The organism is Thermoleptolyngbya sp. C42_A2020_037, assembly GCF_015272455.1.
Taxonomy (GTDB): Bacteria; Cyanobacteriota; Cyanobacteriia; order Elainellales; family Elainellaceae; genus Thermoleptolyngbya.
Genome location: NZ_JACYLP010000046.1, coordinates 66,093 through 82,973, shown reverse-complemented (window position 1 = coordinate 82,973; position 16,881 = coordinate 66,093). Strand labels below are relative to the sequence as shown.

Below are 16,881 nucleotides of genomic sequence, written 5' to 3'. Positions count from 1 at the left end.
GTAACAGACTGGCGCGGGTTTTGGGGTGGCAATCTCTGCCTTGGGGATCAGGCCCCTTCTGAGAGATTCCCGGTCAAATGGGAATACTTTGTGGAAAGTGCCCTCTGGGTTTTTACCCATCTCCTGCGTCTATGTGGCATCGGCTCCGAAACTGGTTCTATAGCTTGCGTAGCTACACAGCCCTGCGTCCTGATTTGGCAATGCGGCGGCGGGTGGTGCGATCGCTCCAGCGGCGGCCATGCCTCAGCCCCCAGGAATGGTTTCACACCTACGGCAAATCGCTGGGCATTGCAGAAGCGGTCGTTAACTTTGCGGCTCAGCAGTTGGAGCAATATTCGGGACTACCCTTTGGGAAACTGCTGCCGGGCGATCGCCTCGAAGCGGATTTGCACTGGACGCAGGTGTGCTGGTTTGATTGGGAACTGTCGCTCTATGAAGATGTCCAACAAGCCTTCGAGGTGTTTCTGGAAGGGGATTTGGAGGAACTGCTAGAGGGCACGTTGGGCAACTTTCTGGTGTGGTTGACGAAGCAAGTACCGTCAGACTTGCTCCAGGCAGACCCCTTAGCCAAGGACTTGCCAAACGACTCGCCACAGAATCCGCCCAAGCATCTAAAACTGCGATCGCCCAGCTAGTCATTCTTGCAGCAAGACCGATGGTTAATCGGCTCAAGGGATGCAGGCTTGCTGTTAGCCCGTCCTTTCGACGCTGGAAAAACTAAGGATAGCCATTGACAAACTTCAATACGCCTGGATGCAAGGTCTGAAACACACGCAGAATCAGGGATTTGGCGTGCAAAAAGAATCTGACCCAGCCTAATTCTCGTAACGAGAAGTTACAGTCTGTTTCAATTTCGCCATATCCCCAAAACCCTTGCTGAATCAGGCTCCCCGCTCATGCTACGATGCCACTCGTACGCTTTACATGAAAATTTGGGAGACGACCTTTGGCTCTACGGGTTGCTGTCGTTGGTTCCGGGCCGGCAGGTTCTTCCGCTGCCGAGACCCTGGCAAAAGCAGGTATCGAAACTTATCTCATTGAACGCAAGTTAGACAACGCAAAACCCTGCGGGGGGGCGATTCCGCTCTGCATGGTAGGCGAATTTGACCTGCCGCCAGAAATTATCGATCGCCGCGTCCGCAAGATGAAAATGATCTCGCCCTCCAATATCGAGGTCAACATCGGCAGCACGCTCAAGGATGATGAATATATCGGCATGTGCCGCCGCGAAGTGCTGGATGGCTTTTTGCGCGATCGCGCTGCCAAACTCGGCGCAAAGCTAATCAATGGCACTGTCTATGGATTGGATCTGCCGAAAACCAGCAACGACCCCTACACCCTCCACTACGCCGACCACTCCAACGGCAGCGTGGAGGGCACTGCCCAAACCCTGCAAGTTGACCTGGTGATTGGTGCAGACGGCGCAAACTCTCGCGTTGCCAAAGCCATTGATGCGGGGGATTACAACTATGCGATCGCCTTCCAGGAGCGCATTCGCCTGCCCCAAGACAAAATGGCGTATTACCACGAGCTAGCCGAAATGTATGTCGGCGATGACGTGTCGCCTGACTTCTACGCCTGGGTCTTCCCAAAATACGACCACGTTGCCGTTGGCACGGGCACGATGAAGGTGAACAAGTCCCGCATCAAAGATTTGCAAGCGGGCATTCGCCAACGCGCCGCAGCTAAGCTAGAAGGCGGCGAAATCATCAAAGTCGAAGCGCACCCCATTCCCGAACATCCCCGTCCTCGTCGGGTGGTGGGCCGTGTGGCGCTGGTGGGCGATGCTGCTGGCTATGTCACCAAGTCCTCTGGCGAAGGCATCTACTTTGCCGCCAAGTCGGGTCGTATGTGCGCCGAAACGATTGTGGAACTGTCCAACAAAGGGCAACGCATCCCCACCGAAGACGACCTCAAGGTCTACATCAAGCGCTGGGACAAAGCCTACGGCGCAACGTACTTAGTGCTGGATCTGCTTCAGCGCGTGTTCTATCGCTCCGATGCGACCCGCGAAGCGTTTGTGGAAATGTGCGCCGATATCGACGTGCAAAAGCTCACCTTCGACAGCTACCTGTACAAGACAGTCGTGCCTGCCAACCCACTGACGCAGCTTAAGATTACTGCCAAAACCATCGGCAGTCTCCTGCGCGGCAACGCCTTGGCTCCCTAAAAATCCAGGCTAGAAACTCAAAAAGACTAGGCGAGGGAATCCCCAACCTAGTCTTTTTGTTGTTTGATCTGTATCCAACGATGATGGACGAACTCCACACCGCTCATGGTCAGCCGCTTCTGGATGAGCCTTCTAAATTAGACAACTAAATTAGACAGAAGCATTAAACAGGAATCGTTTCAGGAGCTGCCAGCGCCAGGATGTGATAGCAAGCGGGGGTCTCTTCTCCGAGAACCTCGTTAATTCGCTTGCGAATCAGCAGGTGCAGCTTTTGAATCGAATCATCAAAGTTGTGCTGAACATGGAGAACCGCAGTCTGCTTTTGATATTGACTGCCGTAGTATGCCACAAAGTAGGTGTTGCGGCTTGCGGCGGGTGCATCGAGAACAAAATCGCTCATTGGCTTATCTCCTGGAGACGGGGGGATGAATAAAGCCGTCTCGGTTGAGGTCAGTTAAGTTCCTAGACAGAGTGAAGCGAATTGAAAGCTAGCTCTGGTGAATCTCATTGCTAAGTGTAGCGCTGAGGGGGAGGTTTATACCTGGTACAAGTGGGTGAAGTTTCGCAGGTCAGACAGGCTAGTTCTAATTGATGCTTCAGTCCTGTAGGGCTATGTTCCGGAGGGGGTTTGGAATTTTGGGTTTTGGATTTTGGATTTAGCCTGGATTAGGCTGAAGTGGCGCAACATCAATTCTCTTGAGCGGAGCTGCGAATGAGATTGCTGGAAGCCTTGCAGACGCTTGACGAGCAACCCAAAATCGCAAATCCAAAATCGAGAATCGATAGAGCTGCCTCCCGCTCCTCATCCCTGGGGTTCCTGGTTCCGCTCTCTAAGCATTAGGGTATGCCGGGTGAAGGCGAGATCCGTCCGCATTTTCACGCGATTTCCCAGGCGTTAGGGGCGCATAGCGACTTTGATCACAGTGCGATCGCGCATATCGTAAAAAGTCTGTTGCAAGTCCTTTAGCGGCCGCTCGTCGCTAATCAGCTTTTCAAAGGGGCGATCGCCCGCCGCCAGCATCGCCAGCGCATCGCGAACGTGGCGCGGCGTGCTGTGAAAGACTCCCTTCAGCGTCAGTTCGCTGTAGTGCAGTTGCTCGGTGCTGACGGTAATTGTGGTGTCCCGTGGGCAGCCGCCAAACAGATTCACGGTTCCCCCCGGACGCACACAGGCGATCGCCTGTTCCCACACGCTGGGCACTCCCGTCGCTTCGATGACCACATCCGCGCCCCAGCCGTTTGTCAGCGTCTTCACTAGCCCAGGCACATCCGCCACCTGGCGATGGTTGAATCCCTGCGATGCCCCAAACACCTCGCCGACCTGGAGCCGTGTTGGGCTACCGCCAAAGAGGAAGATTTCGCAAGGAGTATTGGCGTGTTGGCGTGAGGGAAGAGAGAAGAACGAAGAACGAAGAGGTTCCGTTTTTCGTTCTTCGTTTTTCGTTCTTTCCGCCTCTCCCCCTCTCCCCCCAACGCCATAGCCCAGCGACAGCGCCGCCACAAACATCAGCCCGATTGCCCCGTCGCCCAAAATCACGACGCGATCGCCCGGCTGGATATTCGAGCGAGACAGCCCGTGCAGCACGCAGGCCAAGGGTTCCGTCATCGCGGCGATCGCATCGGACATGCCTTCAGGAATTGGCAAGAGGTTGTGCTGCACAATGGGCGCAGGAATGGTCAGAAACTCTGCAAATGTGCCGTTGTTAAACACCAGTTGGGTGCAGAGCGAGTATTCCTGCTTTTGGCAAAAAAAGCAGCCCATGCAGGGCGCAGAGTTGTTCGCCACGACGCGATCGCCCACCCGCCAGCCCGTCACCCCGTCGCCCAGCGCCGCGATATGCCCTGCGCCCTCGTGCCCAAAGCGAGTCGGCGGCCTCAGCATCTTGGCATGCCCCCCCCGCCGCCACACCTTGAGATCCGTGCCGCAGGTCGTTGCCGCCGTCACCCGCAGCAGCACCTCTCCTGGCCCCGGCGCGGGTGGGGCTTGCTGCTCCAGGCGCAGGTCTTCCTGACCATAGAGGACGGCTGCCAGCATTTTCTTTATCCCTCACCCGCTCGTTGCAGCGCTGCCCAGCGAGACTGGATCTCGGTAATCGAAAAAATCGCCTGAAAGCCCAGCCCCTCTTGGTAATACAAGTCTGCTGCGCCCTGATGGCGATCGACCAGGGAAATAATATGGTTCACCGCATACCCGGCATCGCGCAGACGATCGACCGCTCTGAGCGCCGATTGTCCTGTGGTCACCACGTCTTCTAGCACCACCACTGGGCTACCCGACGGCAAAACCGGCCCTTCAATATAAGCCTGGGTGCCGTGGCCCTTCGCCTCTTTGCGGACGATCAGCGCGGCGAGCGATCGCCCCTCATAGGCCCCCACCACGCTCGTCGCCGTCACCAGCGGATCGGCCCCCAGCGTCAGCCCCGCCACCGCCGCCGCCGCCGCCGGAACCTGGGCCAGCAGCAGCCGTCCACAGGCCAACCCACCCCACGGATGCAGCGTCACCAGCTTGCCATTGATGTAGTAGCGGCTCGTCTGCCCAGAGGACAGGGTAAACTCACCTTCCTTGTACGCCGCCTCGCAAAATAAATCCAGCACCGACTGGCGCAGCGTAGGCAGGTCGCAGGTGGCCACAGCAACAGGAGGGTGTGGACTAGAACTTTGGAGGGTCATGTTGTAGGTTAGGATGATCTTGAAAACCCAGAAAATCCAGGGTGCAGGGGTCGAACCTGCCTGAGGCGAATTATGAGTTCGCTGCCTAATCCGCTCGGCCAACCCTGGTTAGGCAAATCGCCCGCACGGGGCACCATGCCTTTGCTAGTCCATTGTAATGTCGGAGTGGGGGATTTCAAGTCAACACATGCTTGAATTTTCCAGTGCCGATTTTCCAGGCTGTTGATATTCTTGATTCTGAAAGCGTGCATTCTGAAGTGCCTGTATTTTTGGAAGCGCTTGCTTTCTTAATAGAATCTCCTCTCAATAGAATCTCCTCTCAAGCTCACGTCTCAAGCTCGTATCTCAAAGCTAGTTAACCCCACTTGCCTCGCATCGCGTCAGTTCCGCAATTCCTTAAAGCTTTTACTACAGAATTAAAAGCCTCTATGAAACTTAATTCTACCGTCGCACTCACGTTAATCTTGCTGACGCTCATGGCCGCAGCGGGGGTGGCAAGCGGCATTTGGGGCTATGCGCTGGGGCGTGAGGCACTGCGCGGCGTGACCCAGCCCGATGTGCGGCCGACCTCGCTGGGCAGCGAAGCCGCCGGAGAACAGGGCAGCCGCGACGAGATCATCATCATTCCCGAATCTAAAATCATCGAGGATGTAAAAAATCGAATCAACAACAGTCAGCCTGCTCGCTCCAGCACAGAAGGACTGGGACGAGTCAGCGACGCTGGAGCCAAGGAGGACACTATCAACCCTGTCAATCCAGCCGGGTGGTGGCTTGGATGAGTCTTTGGTCTTGTCCCTGTTTTCCTGATAGTCGCGGATGATTCCCCTTGCTGCTTTGGTTGTTGCGCTCAGCGCTGCCCAGCCCCTCACGACCTCTGGCGTGATGTTAAGACTTCTGGCGGTTCTGTCGCTGATTGCCATCAATGCATTTTTTGTGGCAGCAGAATTTTCCATCGTGTCCGTGCGGCAGTCGCGCATCAGCCAGTTGGTCTTGGCGGGTGATGTGCAGGCTAGAACTGTGCAGGATTTGCAGCGCAGTCTAGAAAAGCTGCTGTCTACTGCCCAGTTGGGCATTACCTTATCCAGTTTAGCGCTGGGTTGGATTGGGGAAAAAACGGTAGCCGTGCTGCTGCAAACCGGACTCAGCCGCTTGCCGCTGGGCGCGACGGGGCAACTGGCGATTTCTCACTCTGTGGGCATTCTGGCCTCCTTTTTGCTGATTGCCTATTTGCAAATTGTGCTGGGGGAACTCTGTCCTAAGGCACTGGCGCTGCTCTATCCAGAGCAACTGTCTCGATTTCTGGGGCCGCCGAGTCTGGCGATCGCCCGCTTTTTTAACCCCTTTATCTGGGTGCTGAACCAGTCTACCCACTGGCTGCTGCGGCTGATTGGCATCCGCGACAGCAACCAGGGCTGGTACAACCGCGTCACGCCCGAAGAATTACAGCTCATCATCCAGACCTCCAGCGAAACCAGCGGACTGGAAGAAGAAGAGCGGGAACTCCTCAGCAACGCGCTGGAGTTTGCCGAAGTGTCTGTGCAGGCGGTCATGGTGCCCCGCATCAGCATCACGGCGCTGCCCCAGGATGCCTCCTTTCAAGACTTGCTGAATGCTGTGGCGGAAACGGGGCACTCTCGCTATCCCGTGATTGGCGACTCGCTGGATGACATCCTGGGCATTATCTATTTCAAAGAGTTGGCGGCTCCGCTGGTGCAGGGACAAATCACGCTCGAAAGCCCGATTACGCCCTGGGTGCGCCCGGCCCAGTTTGTGCCCGAAAACCTGGAACTCAGTGAGCTATTGCAACTGATGCAGCGATCGCGCCAGGCCCTGGTCATGGTCGTCGATGAGTTTGGCGGCACGGCTGGACTGGTGACGCTGAAGGATCTGGCCTCCGAGATTATTGGCTATCCTGACGAGCCAGACACTCCCGAAGAGGAGCCGATGATCCAGCAGTTGGATGAACGAACGACGCTGGTGCAGGCGCAGATGACCCTCGAAGAGGTGAACGAAGCACTCGACCTCGATCTGCCGATTCTAGACGACTACCAAACGCTGGGTGGCTTTTTGATTCACCAATTGCAAAAAATCCCCGTGCAGGGCGACAGCCTCCGCTACGGCGATTTGCACCTGACGGTAACCTCGGCGGCCGGCCCCCGATTGCACCAGATTCGCATCGAGCGATCGCCCGTCCCAGACTCAGCCCCTTCCTCCACAACCTCAGCCGATACCAATGCGCCATCCATAACCCCCAACCCCTAACTTGCTACACTAGCCGTCATACGGACTTGACGCACGCATATGAGTGAAGCGGGTGTTCCTCAAGCATTTGCGCTGCATGGGCTAACCGAGGACGAGGCGATCGCCCGACGCGCAGCAGGACAAGGCAATAACGTCACCCTCCAATCCACCCGCTCCTACGGGCAGATTCTTCGCGAAAATCTGTTTACGTTTATCAACAGCGTCTTCTTTCTGCTCAGCCTGGTGATGTTTTTGCTGCGGCGGCCAGGTGACGGATTTTTGGTGGTGGTCGTCATCTTTGGCGGCGTGTTGATTAACATCTACCAGGAAATTTGGGCGAAACGGAAGCTGGATCAGATCGCCCTCCTCAGCCGACCCAAGGCGACCGTCATCCGCGCCGGACAGGAGCGCGAAATTGACCCCAGTGAAATCGTGCTGGGAGACGTGCTGTTGCTGCGGCCGGGCGACCAGGTGGTGGTGGATGGGGCGATCTTGGGCGACGGCCATGCAGAGCTGGACGAATCGCTGCTGACGGGCGAATCAGAACTCGTTCCTAAAACTGCGGGCGAACGGGTCTATTCCGGCAGCTTTTGCGTCAGCGGGACAGCCTGCTACGAGGCGCAGAAAGTCGGCAAGGACACCTTTGCCTATCAGCTAATGGCGGGGGCGCGGGCGTTTCGCAACATCCTGACCCCGCTCCAGCGTGAGATTAATGTCGTGATTCGCGTGTTCGTGCTGATTGCCTGCTTTTTGTGGATTTTGATCAGCATTAGCTTTCTCAGCCAGTCTTATTCGCTCAACGACGTGGCGCAGCGGGCGGCCGTGGTGGCAGGGCTAGTTCCCGCAGGGCTGTTGCTGGCGATTACGTTAGCCTACGGGCTGGGAGCAGTGCGGATGCTGGGTCAGCAGGTGTTGATTCAGCAGGCGAATGCGGTGGAGTCGCTGAGCCATGTGGAGGTGCTGTGTTTGGACAAAACGGGGACGCTGACGACCAATCACTTGACGCTGGAAGCGATCTATCCCATTGATATTCCAGAGGAAGAACTGCGATCGCACTTGGGCGACTTTGCCGCCAACCTCAGCGCTACGAACCGCACCAGCGAGGCGATCGCCTCTGTTTGTCCTGGCTCCGTGCGATCGCCCATTGCCGAAGTGCCCTTTTCCTCGGCGCGAAAATGGAGTGCGATCGCCTTTGACGACGGCCCGCGTCCCGGAACCTACGTGCTGGGTGCGCCCGAAATTCTCCTGAAAGCCGCGCCCCTGCCCGCCAACTGGGTCAGCCGAATACGGCGCATGACAGAAGAAGGACTGCGGGTGGTGCTGCTGGCCTGGAGTGCCGACTGGGCAGCGCTCAAGGAAACCGCCGCCGTCCCCCAGATGCCGCCCGATCTCGCGCCGCTGGGGCTGCTCTGCTTTAGCGACCAGTTGCGGCCAGAGGCCTACGAAACGCTCCAGGGCTTCCGGCAGGCGGGGATCGAGGTGAAAATTATCTCTGGCGACAACCCCCAGACCGTCGCCGCCTTGGCCAAGCAGGCAGGACTGAGCGACCAAATCTCGCTCATTTCCGGCACAGAATTGGCCGGCCTCGATGCCGCCCAGTTTGCCCAGGCCGCTCAGGCGCACACCATTTTCGGCCGCATCACGCCCGACCAAAAAGCTGACCTGGTGCGGGCACTGCGAAAATCGGGGCGCTATGTTGCCATGATTGGCGACGGGGTGAACGACGTGCTGGCGCTGAAGCAGGCCCACTTGGCGATCGCTATGGAAAGCGGCAGCAAAGCCACACGCGGGGTCGCCGACATCGTGCTGCTGCGGGACTCTTTTGCCGCACTGCCCCATGCGTTTCTGGAGGGACAGCGGATTCGCAGCGGCATCCAGGACGTGATGAAGCTATTCCTGGTGCGCGTGTTTTGCGTTACGCTGCTGATCTTTGCCACGGCCATCGTCACCGACAGTTTCCCCCTCGAAAACAAGCAAAGCGCAGTGGTAACGCTGATCGGCGTGGGGCTGCCGACAATCTTTATCCCTGTCTGGGCCAAGCCTGCGCCCACGCCACGCGGTGGATTGGTGCGCTCGATGCTGCATTTTGTTGTGCCTGCCACCCTCAGCCTGACGCTGGTGTCGCTGCTGGTGTACCTGTTTTTCCTGGTCAGCGCTGTGCTGGATTTGCCGCCGTTTCAGGAACTCCGCCAGGTCGATTATTCCCTGCCCCGCAGCGCCTTGGTGACGATTTTAGTGCTGGGGCAACTGTGCCTGCTGCCGTTTCTCAAACCCCCCACCCGCGCCTGGGTTGGCGGCGAACCCTACAGCGGCGACTGGCGCTATACCCTGATGGCGATCGCCCTGCTGGGGATTTACCTGCTAATCGTCGCCCTGCCGCCGCTGCGAGAATTCTTTGAACTGTCGCCGCTGAGCCTTCCCGGCTATCTCTACATCGGGCTAGTGGCGGTGGAATGGTGCCTGCTGCTGCGCTTTATCTGGCGATCGCGCTTTTTCGATCGATTTCTGGGCGTTGATCTGAGCGATCGCCCCAGTTGATACACTAAGACGGCATATTCTTCATCCGAATATGCATTCCCAGGCATTTTTCATTAGATGCTCGTTTGCAATCTCAGGAGACCCCATGACCCGCGCCATTATGGAAACCGAGAAGGGCACGATTACCCTGGAACTGTTTGACCAGGACGCGCCCAACACCGTAAAAAACTTTGTGGATTTGTCGAACAAAGGCTTTTATGACGGGCTGAACTTTCACCGCGTCATCCCCGACTTTGTGATTCAGGGTGGCTGCCCCAACGGCGACGGCCGCGGCGGCCCGGGCTACACCATCAAGTGCGAAACCGCTGGCAACCCCCACAAACATCAGGCTGGCTCCCTGTCGATGGCCCACGCTGGAAAAGACACAGGCGGCAGCCAGTTCTTTATCTGCCATTCGCCCCAGCCCCACCTAGACGGCAAGCATACGGTGTTTGGCAAGACAGAAGATATGGACGTGGTGAACGCGATTCGCCCCGGCGACAAAATTTTGTCAGTGAAAATCGAGCCATAGTCCCAGCCTAAGCGAACCCTCAGCCCTATTTACCCCTTGCCCAGTGCGGGAGGGTTTTTTCCAAGACCAAGCGGATGCCTAGAAACTCTTCTCCTGGCATCCGCTTTTTGTGTAATGAATCGTAGGACAATAAACGGAGAAGCGATATAAGCAGACTTTCTTCGATGCATTAAGCGATCCATATCGAAGAAAATCTATCCAGTTTCGATTTGCTTTAGGTTTTAAGCTAATCTAGAGAACATCTGATATAGATTTTTTTCAATATCTATCTAGGTCGTCATAGACTTAGGTCTTCGCGCTCAAGCTTCCAACCGCGACCTCCTACACTCTGACGCTGATGTACGGTTCTGCATCACAGAGCTGATTTGAAGTAGGTCTGGATGGTTGAGGTGTTGAGCTACTTCGCTTTCAGACCCGATCCCTCACCCCCAATCTCTGAATATGGCTGAATTCCTTATTCAAAGCGTCTGGCTCATTCCTTGCTACCCGCTGATGGGCATGGCGCTGTCCATGCTCTGGTTTCCCTCAATTACTCGCCTGACCGGCCCGCGTCCGGCGGGATATGTGAATTTGTTAATGACGGCGATCGCCTTTTTACACGCGCTCCTCGTCTTTCCAGCAATCTGGCAGAAACCCGCCGTCGAGTTTCAATTCCCCTGGTTGTCTGTTGCAGGGCTAAATCTGACCCTGCCGCTGGAAGTCTCCGCCCTGACGGTAGGCGCAATTCTGCTGATTACTGGAATTAACTTCCTGGCCCAGCTCTACGCCGTCGGCTACCTAGAGATGGATTGGGGCTGGGCGCGGTTTTATGCGCTCCTGGCTCTGTTTGAAGGCGGCATGTGCGGCTTGGCGCTGTGCGACTCGCTGTTTTTCTCCTACATGATTCTAGAGATCTTAACGCTGGGAACCTACCTGCTGATTGGCTTCTGGTTTAATCAATCGCTGGTGGTGACGGGGGCGCGAGATGCTTTCCTGACCAAGCGGATTGGCGACCTGTTTTTGCTAATGGGCGTGCTGGCGATTTATCCGCTGGCGGGCACTTGGGACTTTGACGGGCTGGCAGCCTGGGCCCAGACGGCCGAAGTGAATCCCAAGCTGATGACGCTAGTTGGGCTGGCGCTGGTGGCAGGGCCCATGGGCAAATGCGCCCAGTTTCCCTTGCACTTGTGGCTGGACGAGGCGATGGAAGGGCCCTTCCCCAGCACAGTGCTGCGAAATTCGGTGGTTGTTGCGACGGGAGCCTGGGTGTTGATTAAGTTGCAGCCTGTCCTAGCTCTATCGCCCACTGTCACGACTGCTGTGATTGCTATCGGAGCCGTCACTGCCCTGGGTGCATCTCTAATTTCTATCGCTCAGATTGACGTAAAGCGGGTGCTTTCTTATCTGGCTAGCGCTTACATGGGCATTGTGTTTATGGCGGTGGGTGCAGGGCAAACCCAGGCGGCACTGCTGCTACTGTTGACCTATGCGATCGCTGTTTCGTCCGTGATCATGAGCTGTGGTTCGATTGTGTTGAACAGCATTACCCAGGACGTGACGCAGCTTGGTGGTCTATGGAGCCGTCGCCCGATATCCGGGTTGGCCTACGCTGTCGGTGCTTTGGGAATGGTCGCAGTTCCGCCGCTGGGTGGGTTTTGGGCGCTGCTCAAGCTGGTGGATGGACTGCGGGATGATTATCCTACGGTGGCGGTGCTGCTGCTCGTTGTGAACGACTTGGTAGCGTTTAGCTTAGTACGCGGGTTCTGCCTAATTTTTGGCAATCAGCCGAAGCAGATGGCGCAGCGATCGCCCGAAAACCTCTGGACTATCACGCTGCCGATGGTCATCGTGGCTTCCCTCACGGTGCATCTGCCGCTGGTGCTACAAAGCCTGAGCCTGCTGCCAAGCTGGGCACAAATCGACAAAACCGTGGCGCTGTTGCTCACTTGGTCGAGTTTGGCAGGGATTGTAATTGCTGCTGTGGTTTACCTTGGCCCCGTTGAAAAGCCGGTGCGCCTACCCTGGAAGCCGCTGCAAGACCTCCTGGCTTACGACTTTTACACCCCCAAACTCTATCGTTCTAGCGTGGTTGGTAGCGTGGATATTTTGTCGCGCTTGGTGGACTGGGGCGATCGCTACATTGTCGATGGCTTGGTCAACTTAGTCGGCATTGTCTCTATCTTTGGCGGCGAGACGCTGAAGTATGGCAACACTGGAAAAACTCAGTCCTACGCACTCACCATTGCGGTAGGTGTGACGGTGCTAATTCTACTGAGCGCTTGGTCAATTTTGTCTAACCTGAAGTTGGTTACCCTCGGCTAGTTTCTTCGCTTACGGTGGTTGCAGATCACTCTCGCTGGTTTGCCCCCTGATTTCTCAGGGTTCAATCTCGTAAAAGAGAGTTAAGACCATCAGCCCTCCCTGATTCCTGCTCCCTTACGTCCTGACCCCTGACTAAACCTATGCTTAGCGTCCTCATTTGGTTACCAGTTGTAATTGCCTTCGTGCTGGCGCTGCTCCCGCCCTCTATTCCCGGTACAAGGGTAAGGGCGATCGCCCTCTGGGGTTCCGCTGGCATTCTGCTCTACACCCTGTTTCTTGCGAGCCAGTTTGACCTCACCAACCCAGGTCTACAGATGCAAGAGTATCTGCCCTGGATTGAGCCGCTGGGGTTAGACTATCGACTCGGCATAGATGGGCTATCGCTAGTGCTGCTCGTGCTGAACAGTCTGCTGACTTGGATCGCTATCTTCAGCAGTTCCGAAACGACCGAGCGGCCGCGCCTGTTTTATTCCCTTGTGCTGCTGGTCAGCGGCGGCGTGGCGGGCGCGTTTGTCGCGCAAAACTTGATGCTGTTCTTTCTGCTGTATGAGCTGGAACTGGTGCCCTTTTATCTGCTGATTTCCATCTGGGGGGGCGAAAAGCGAGGCTATGCAGCGGTCAAGTTTTTGATTTACACCGCTCTTTCGGGAGTGCTGATTTTGGCAGGATTCCTGGGGCTGGTCTGGTTTACAGGAGCCAAGTCGTTTGACTACAACGCCTTGATGGGGCAAACGCTGCCGCTGGGTCTGCAAGTTGCGCTACTGGTGACGCTGCTGGTTGGTTTTGGGATTAAGGTGCCGCTGGTGCCCTTCCACACTTGGCTGCCCGATACCTACGTTTCTGCATCGGCTCCTGTTGCGATCCTGCTAGGCGGTGTGCTGGCCAAGCTAGGAGCCTACGGTCTCTTTCGCTTTTGTCTGGCCCTGTTTCCCGATGCCTGGACGCTGCTGGCTCCCTGGCTGGCGACTTGGGGCTCGATCAGCATCCTCTATGGCGCAACCACGGCGATCGCCCAAAAGGACATCAAGCGCATGGTCGCCTATAGTTCCGTCGGGCACATGGGCTACTTGCTACTGGCGGGCGCAGCCCTCACCAGCCTCAGCATGGTCGGCGCAATTTCCCAAATGTTTGCCCACGGCGTGATTCTAGCGTTGCTGTTTCACTTGGTGGGCGTGATTGAAACCAAAGTCGGCACCCGCGACCTCGATGTGCTCAATGGCTTGCTGAACCCAATTCGCGGCTTGCCATCCATTAGCGCTCTGCTAATTCTGGGCGGCATGGCCAGCGCAGGCATCCCCGGTCTATTTGGCTTCGTTGCCGAGTTTTTGATTTTCCAGGGCAGCTATGCCGTCTTCCCAGTGCAAACTCTAATGGCTGTTGCAGGGACAGGCATGACAGCCGTTTATTTTGTCATCCTGTTGAACCGCACCTGCTTTGGCAGACTCGACAATGCGATCGCCTACTTCCCCCAAGTGCGATGGGCAGAACGCACGCCAGCCCTGGTTTTAGCCTGGATCATCTTCCTGCTGGGTATTCAGCCAAGCTGGCTTGTCCGCTGGGTCGAAGCTACGAGCAATACGCTAATCGCCGCTGTGACTATGCCTGCTGAAGCTCGTCTGGCGATTCGCGAAGCGATCCCTATGGGAATCGCCCCCACGTCCCAATCAGTCAGCTCATTTCTCATGTCTAGCCCAGCAATGTCTAGCCCAAGGATTAAGTAATGACAAGTTGGAGGGTGGTAGAGCGGCAGAGTCGGTCGTTTCCCCGTCCCCTCCCTCCTCAAAACTGCGGCTGACTTTAGGATCATTTCCTTCTTTTTTATCCTGACTCATTCCTCCTCTGGTAACCCCTATGGTCACGACCCTCGAAGCACCCCCTACCCTCATTCCTCCCTCACGCCACCCCTACGCCGACATCATCCATCGGCTAGAAGCTGGCGGCTCCATGCTGCCCGACACCCCTGAAAACCTAATGCAGATCATCGGCATTTACAAAGCCTACGCCGTGCCGATGGATTTCTACTGGCGCGACTTGCTCTACATTGCGGAGCAGGTGTTTCTTGACCCGTTTCCCTTTTTCAAGTACTTCATTTCCCAGGAATATCTGGATCGCCCCAACCACTATGCTGGAGACACCGCCGACCTGCGGATTTGGCGCGGTCGAGCGTCTGCCCACCCGGAACTGCTGGAATTTATGGAAAAGGGTGAACTCAAGAAAAAGCTGCCCAAGCTCTTGCACCACCTCTGGCACGACCGGGTGAATATGGAATTTGCTGAAGAATGTATGCGGGCAATGCTGTGGCATCGGCACATGTACGCCCCAGTGAACCAGTTTGATGCCTACCTAGACTCTGAAGAGTACAAGCAAAACGCCGATCGCGCCATTCGCGCCTATTTCAAGAAAAACCCGGTGATGCTGGGGTTGTATAAGATCTTCCCCGATATGTTCTTGGAGAAGGTGCGCGAACTTTCCTACTACGCCAACCTGGGGCTGTTTTGGGAAGTGATGGCTCCGGTGTTCTTCGAAATGTCGGACATCTACGATGAGGGCGGGTTTAAAGGCGTACCCGACGCGATGAATTTCCTGGTAAACGGCATTTTTGCGATCGCCGGCCGCCCCATCTACCATCACGCCTACATCGACGGCGAATGTTACGAAATCATTCCCAAGTCCAAGGGGTTTACCTGGCTCTACGAGGCGGCGCTACCCTACGTAGAAGCTGTGTTCTATCGCACCTCTCCCTTCCGCGGCACCAAGTCCTACAACGCCCAGGCTAACCAAGTGCCCGCAGACCAGAAAGACTTTCACTACGGCATTCTCTATGCCGACGTGTTTCCTGTAGGTACTGCGGGCATTCCGCCGACGCTGCTGATGCAGGACATGCTGCACTTCCTGCCGCCCTACCTCGTGGAATATTATCATCAACACTGCCGGGGAGAAGACGACATGCTAGTGCAGTTGGGAATTACGTTCCAGCGGTCGATGTACAACGTCACGTCGGCGGTGATTCAGGCATTGCGGACGGCGCTGCTGTATCCGCTGGATGATCCCAATCCTAAGCACCGCATGGCCAATCGCAAGTTCTTTGAAGCGCAGATGGATCGGTTCCTGCGCCCAGAGGCCCGCCTGCGCGATATCCAGAGTCCAGACTATCGCTAGGTTCTCCTTAAGTTCCCTTGGACTGAAGTCTCTGCGGACAGGCTCGGTTCCCCCTGAACAAGCTACTGTGTACATCCAAGTTTTCTATGCTTGAGCGGCGATGCTTTGATCCCCCCTAGCCCCCCTTGAGCAAGGGGGGAACTGATCCCCCCTACCCCCATTAAATTAAATAAGGGGGGAACTGGATCGGAAGTCCCCCTTGCTAAGGGGGATTTAAGGGGATCTTTCAGCGCCTGACGCAAACAAGCGAGATGTGTATACACAGTAGCCTTAACAAGAAGGGCTGAGGGTGGATCAGGCCCGGAGGCTTCAAATAGGCTTTAAACATATGAGTCCTAATTGACTCTTAAATCAATTCACTGATTTGTTCACTGACCAATCCATTTAACATTCCTTAAGCTATGCCTACGATTGTCGATATTGCTGTGCAAACGGAAGGCTTTTCTACACTCGTCGCAGCAGTTCAAGCGGCGGGTCTGGTAGAGGTGTTGCAGAGCGGCGGGCCGTTCACTGTGTTCGCACCAACCGACGATGCCTTTGCCAAATTGCCACCCGGCACTATTCAAACCCTTGTGCAAAATCCGCCGCAGCTTGGGCGCATTTTGAAGTATCATGTCGTGTCTGGTAAGTACACCCAGGCGGATCTCAAGGGACTGAAAAGCCTGACTTCTGTCGAAGGCTCAGTAATTCCGCTTGATCTGTCCGATGCCTTTGAGGTGAAAAATGCGACGGTGGTGATGCCCGACGTGGAAGCGGACAATGGCGTGATTCACGTCATTGATAACGTGATCTTGATGGGCTGAATCTAAGTAGGTTGATCCTTCCCGATCTCTCAGGACTGACGCAGTCAGATCTCCCTAAATTCTCCTTGTTCAAGCCCTAACCTGTTTGACGCAGCATTTCTTAGCCTCCACCCTTTTCTGGGTTAGGCAGTGCCCGAAAAGTAATGATTCTTGGCATAAGGGCATAAGGATGGGCCGCACGGTGCGCGGCCCATCCTTATATTTTTAGGGATATTTTTAGGGCTACCCTGGCTTAAAGCTTTTGGCAGACCAGAAAAGAGCGAGGCACATAAAGTGAGATGTACTTAGCTCTCAGGGCTTTCCTAGAGAATAACGCTTGCTCAAATCGAGTGAATTTTTAATAACTTCTGCAACGGTTTTGCGTCCCAGCTTTGTTGTAAAACACACCAAATGATGACATTTCTACGCCAGATCTGACAACATCCTTAAGACCTGCACCTTCACCCAAAAGCCTGTTAGAAAATGCCAGTTGCATCTAGAAGCGTAGT

The 16,881-nt window shown here is 55.8% G+C and carries 13 protein-coding genes and 1 tRNA gene; 10 read left to right on the top strand and 4 right to left on the bottom strand.

Annotated features, from left to right (window positions below; genetic code table 11):
• Positions 1-131: 131 nt before the first annotated feature.
• Together IGS16_RS15800 and chlP are read left to right on the top strand one after the other, a co-directional pair.
• Entirely contained in the window at positions 132-635 is a 504-nt protein-coding gene (locus tag IGS16_RS15800) for a hypothetical protein (RefSeq protein WP_297087018.1), read from the top strand.
• A gap of 311 nt (positions 636-946) precedes the next feature.
• Positions 947-2,170, top strand: coding sequence for a geranylgeranyl reductase (chlP, locus tag IGS16_RS15795; RefSeq protein ID WP_297087016.1), 1,224 nt, complete (start codon positions 947-949; stop codon positions 2,168-2,170).
• A 163-nt stretch (positions 2,171-2,333) separates the two neighbouring features.
• On the opposite strand, the gene IGS16_RS15790 is transcribed toward chlP, so the two are convergent.
• From IGS16_RS15790 to IGS16_RS15775, 4 genes are all read right to left on the bottom strand, one after another.
• Positions 2,334-2,570 (bottom strand): hypothetical protein, encoded by a 237-nt coding sequence (locus IGS16_RS15790; RefSeq protein ID WP_297087014.1) that lies wholly within the window; start codon positions 2,568-2,570, stop codon positions 2,334-2,336.
• Between the two features lie 495 nt (positions 2,571-3,065).
• A complete protein-coding gene (locus tag IGS16_RS15785) occupies positions 3,066-4,205 on the bottom strand; it encodes an alcohol dehydrogenase catalytic domain-containing protein (protein WP_297087012.1) in 1,140 nt (379 codons plus the stop codon).
• 5 nt (positions 4,206-4,210) lie between these two features.
• Entirely contained in the window at positions 4,211-4,840 is a 630-nt protein-coding gene (gene pyrE, locus IGS16_RS15780; protein ID WP_297087010.1) for an orotate phosphoribosyltransferase, read from the bottom strand.
• A 35-nt stretch (positions 4,841-4,875) separates the two neighbouring features.
• A tRNA-Ile gene (locus IGS16_RS15775) sits at positions 4,876-4,948 on the bottom strand.
• Positions 4,949-5,268: 320 nt separating this feature from the next.
• Between IGS16_RS15775 and IGS16_RS15770 the strand changes: the two genes are divergently transcribed.
• The 8 genes from IGS16_RS15770 (at position 5,269) to IGS16_RS15735 (ending at position 16,393) form a co-directional block, all read left to right on the top strand.
• The gene (locus IGS16_RS15770) at positions 5,269-5,619 is read left to right on the top strand and encodes a hypothetical protein (RefSeq protein WP_297087008.1); all 351 of its coding nucleotides are present in this window, start codon (positions 5,269-5,271) and stop codon (positions 5,617-5,619) included.
• 37 nt (positions 5,620-5,656) lie between these two features.
• Entirely contained in the window at positions 5,657-7,102 is a 1,446-nt protein-coding gene (locus IGS16_RS15765; RefSeq protein ID WP_297087006.1) for a hemolysin family protein, read from the top strand.
• Between the two features lie 39 nt (positions 7,103-7,141).
• Positions 7,142-9,619 (top strand): HAD-IC family P-type ATPase, encoded by a 2,478-nt coding sequence (locus tag IGS16_RS15760; RefSeq protein ID WP_297087004.1) that lies wholly within the window; start codon positions 7,142-7,144, stop codon positions 9,617-9,619.
• A gap of 85 nt (positions 9,620-9,704) precedes the next feature.
• Entirely contained in the window at positions 9,705-10,130 is a 426-nt protein-coding gene (locus IGS16_RS15755; RefSeq protein WP_172357986.1) for a peptidylprolyl isomerase, read from the top strand.
• Between the two features lie 441 nt (positions 10,131-10,571).
• A complete protein-coding gene (locus tag IGS16_RS15750; protein ID WP_297087001.1) occupies positions 10,572-12,431 on the top strand; it encodes an NAD(P)H-quinone oxidoreductase subunit F in 1,860 nt (619 codons plus the stop codon).
• A gap of 140 nt (positions 12,432-12,571) precedes the next feature.
• Positions 12,572-14,152, top strand: a complete 1,581-nt coding sequence (locus tag IGS16_RS15745) for an NADH-quinone oxidoreductase subunit M (RefSeq protein ID WP_297087000.1) — start codon at positions 12,572-12,574, stop codon at positions 14,150-14,152.
• A 130-nt stretch (positions 14,153-14,282) separates the two neighbouring features.
• Entirely contained in the window at positions 14,283-15,590 is a 1,308-nt protein-coding gene (locus IGS16_RS15740) for a CO2 hydration protein (RefSeq protein WP_297086998.1), read from the top strand.
• Positions 15,591-15,991: 401 nt separating this feature from the next.
• Positions 15,992-16,393 carry a fasciclin domain-containing protein gene (locus tag IGS16_RS15735; protein ID WP_068515115.1) on the top strand — a complete coding sequence of 134 codons (402 nt, stop codon included), beginning with the start codon at positions 15,992-15,994 and terminating at the stop codon, positions 16,391-16,393.
• Positions 16,394-16,881: the final 488 nt, after the last annotated feature.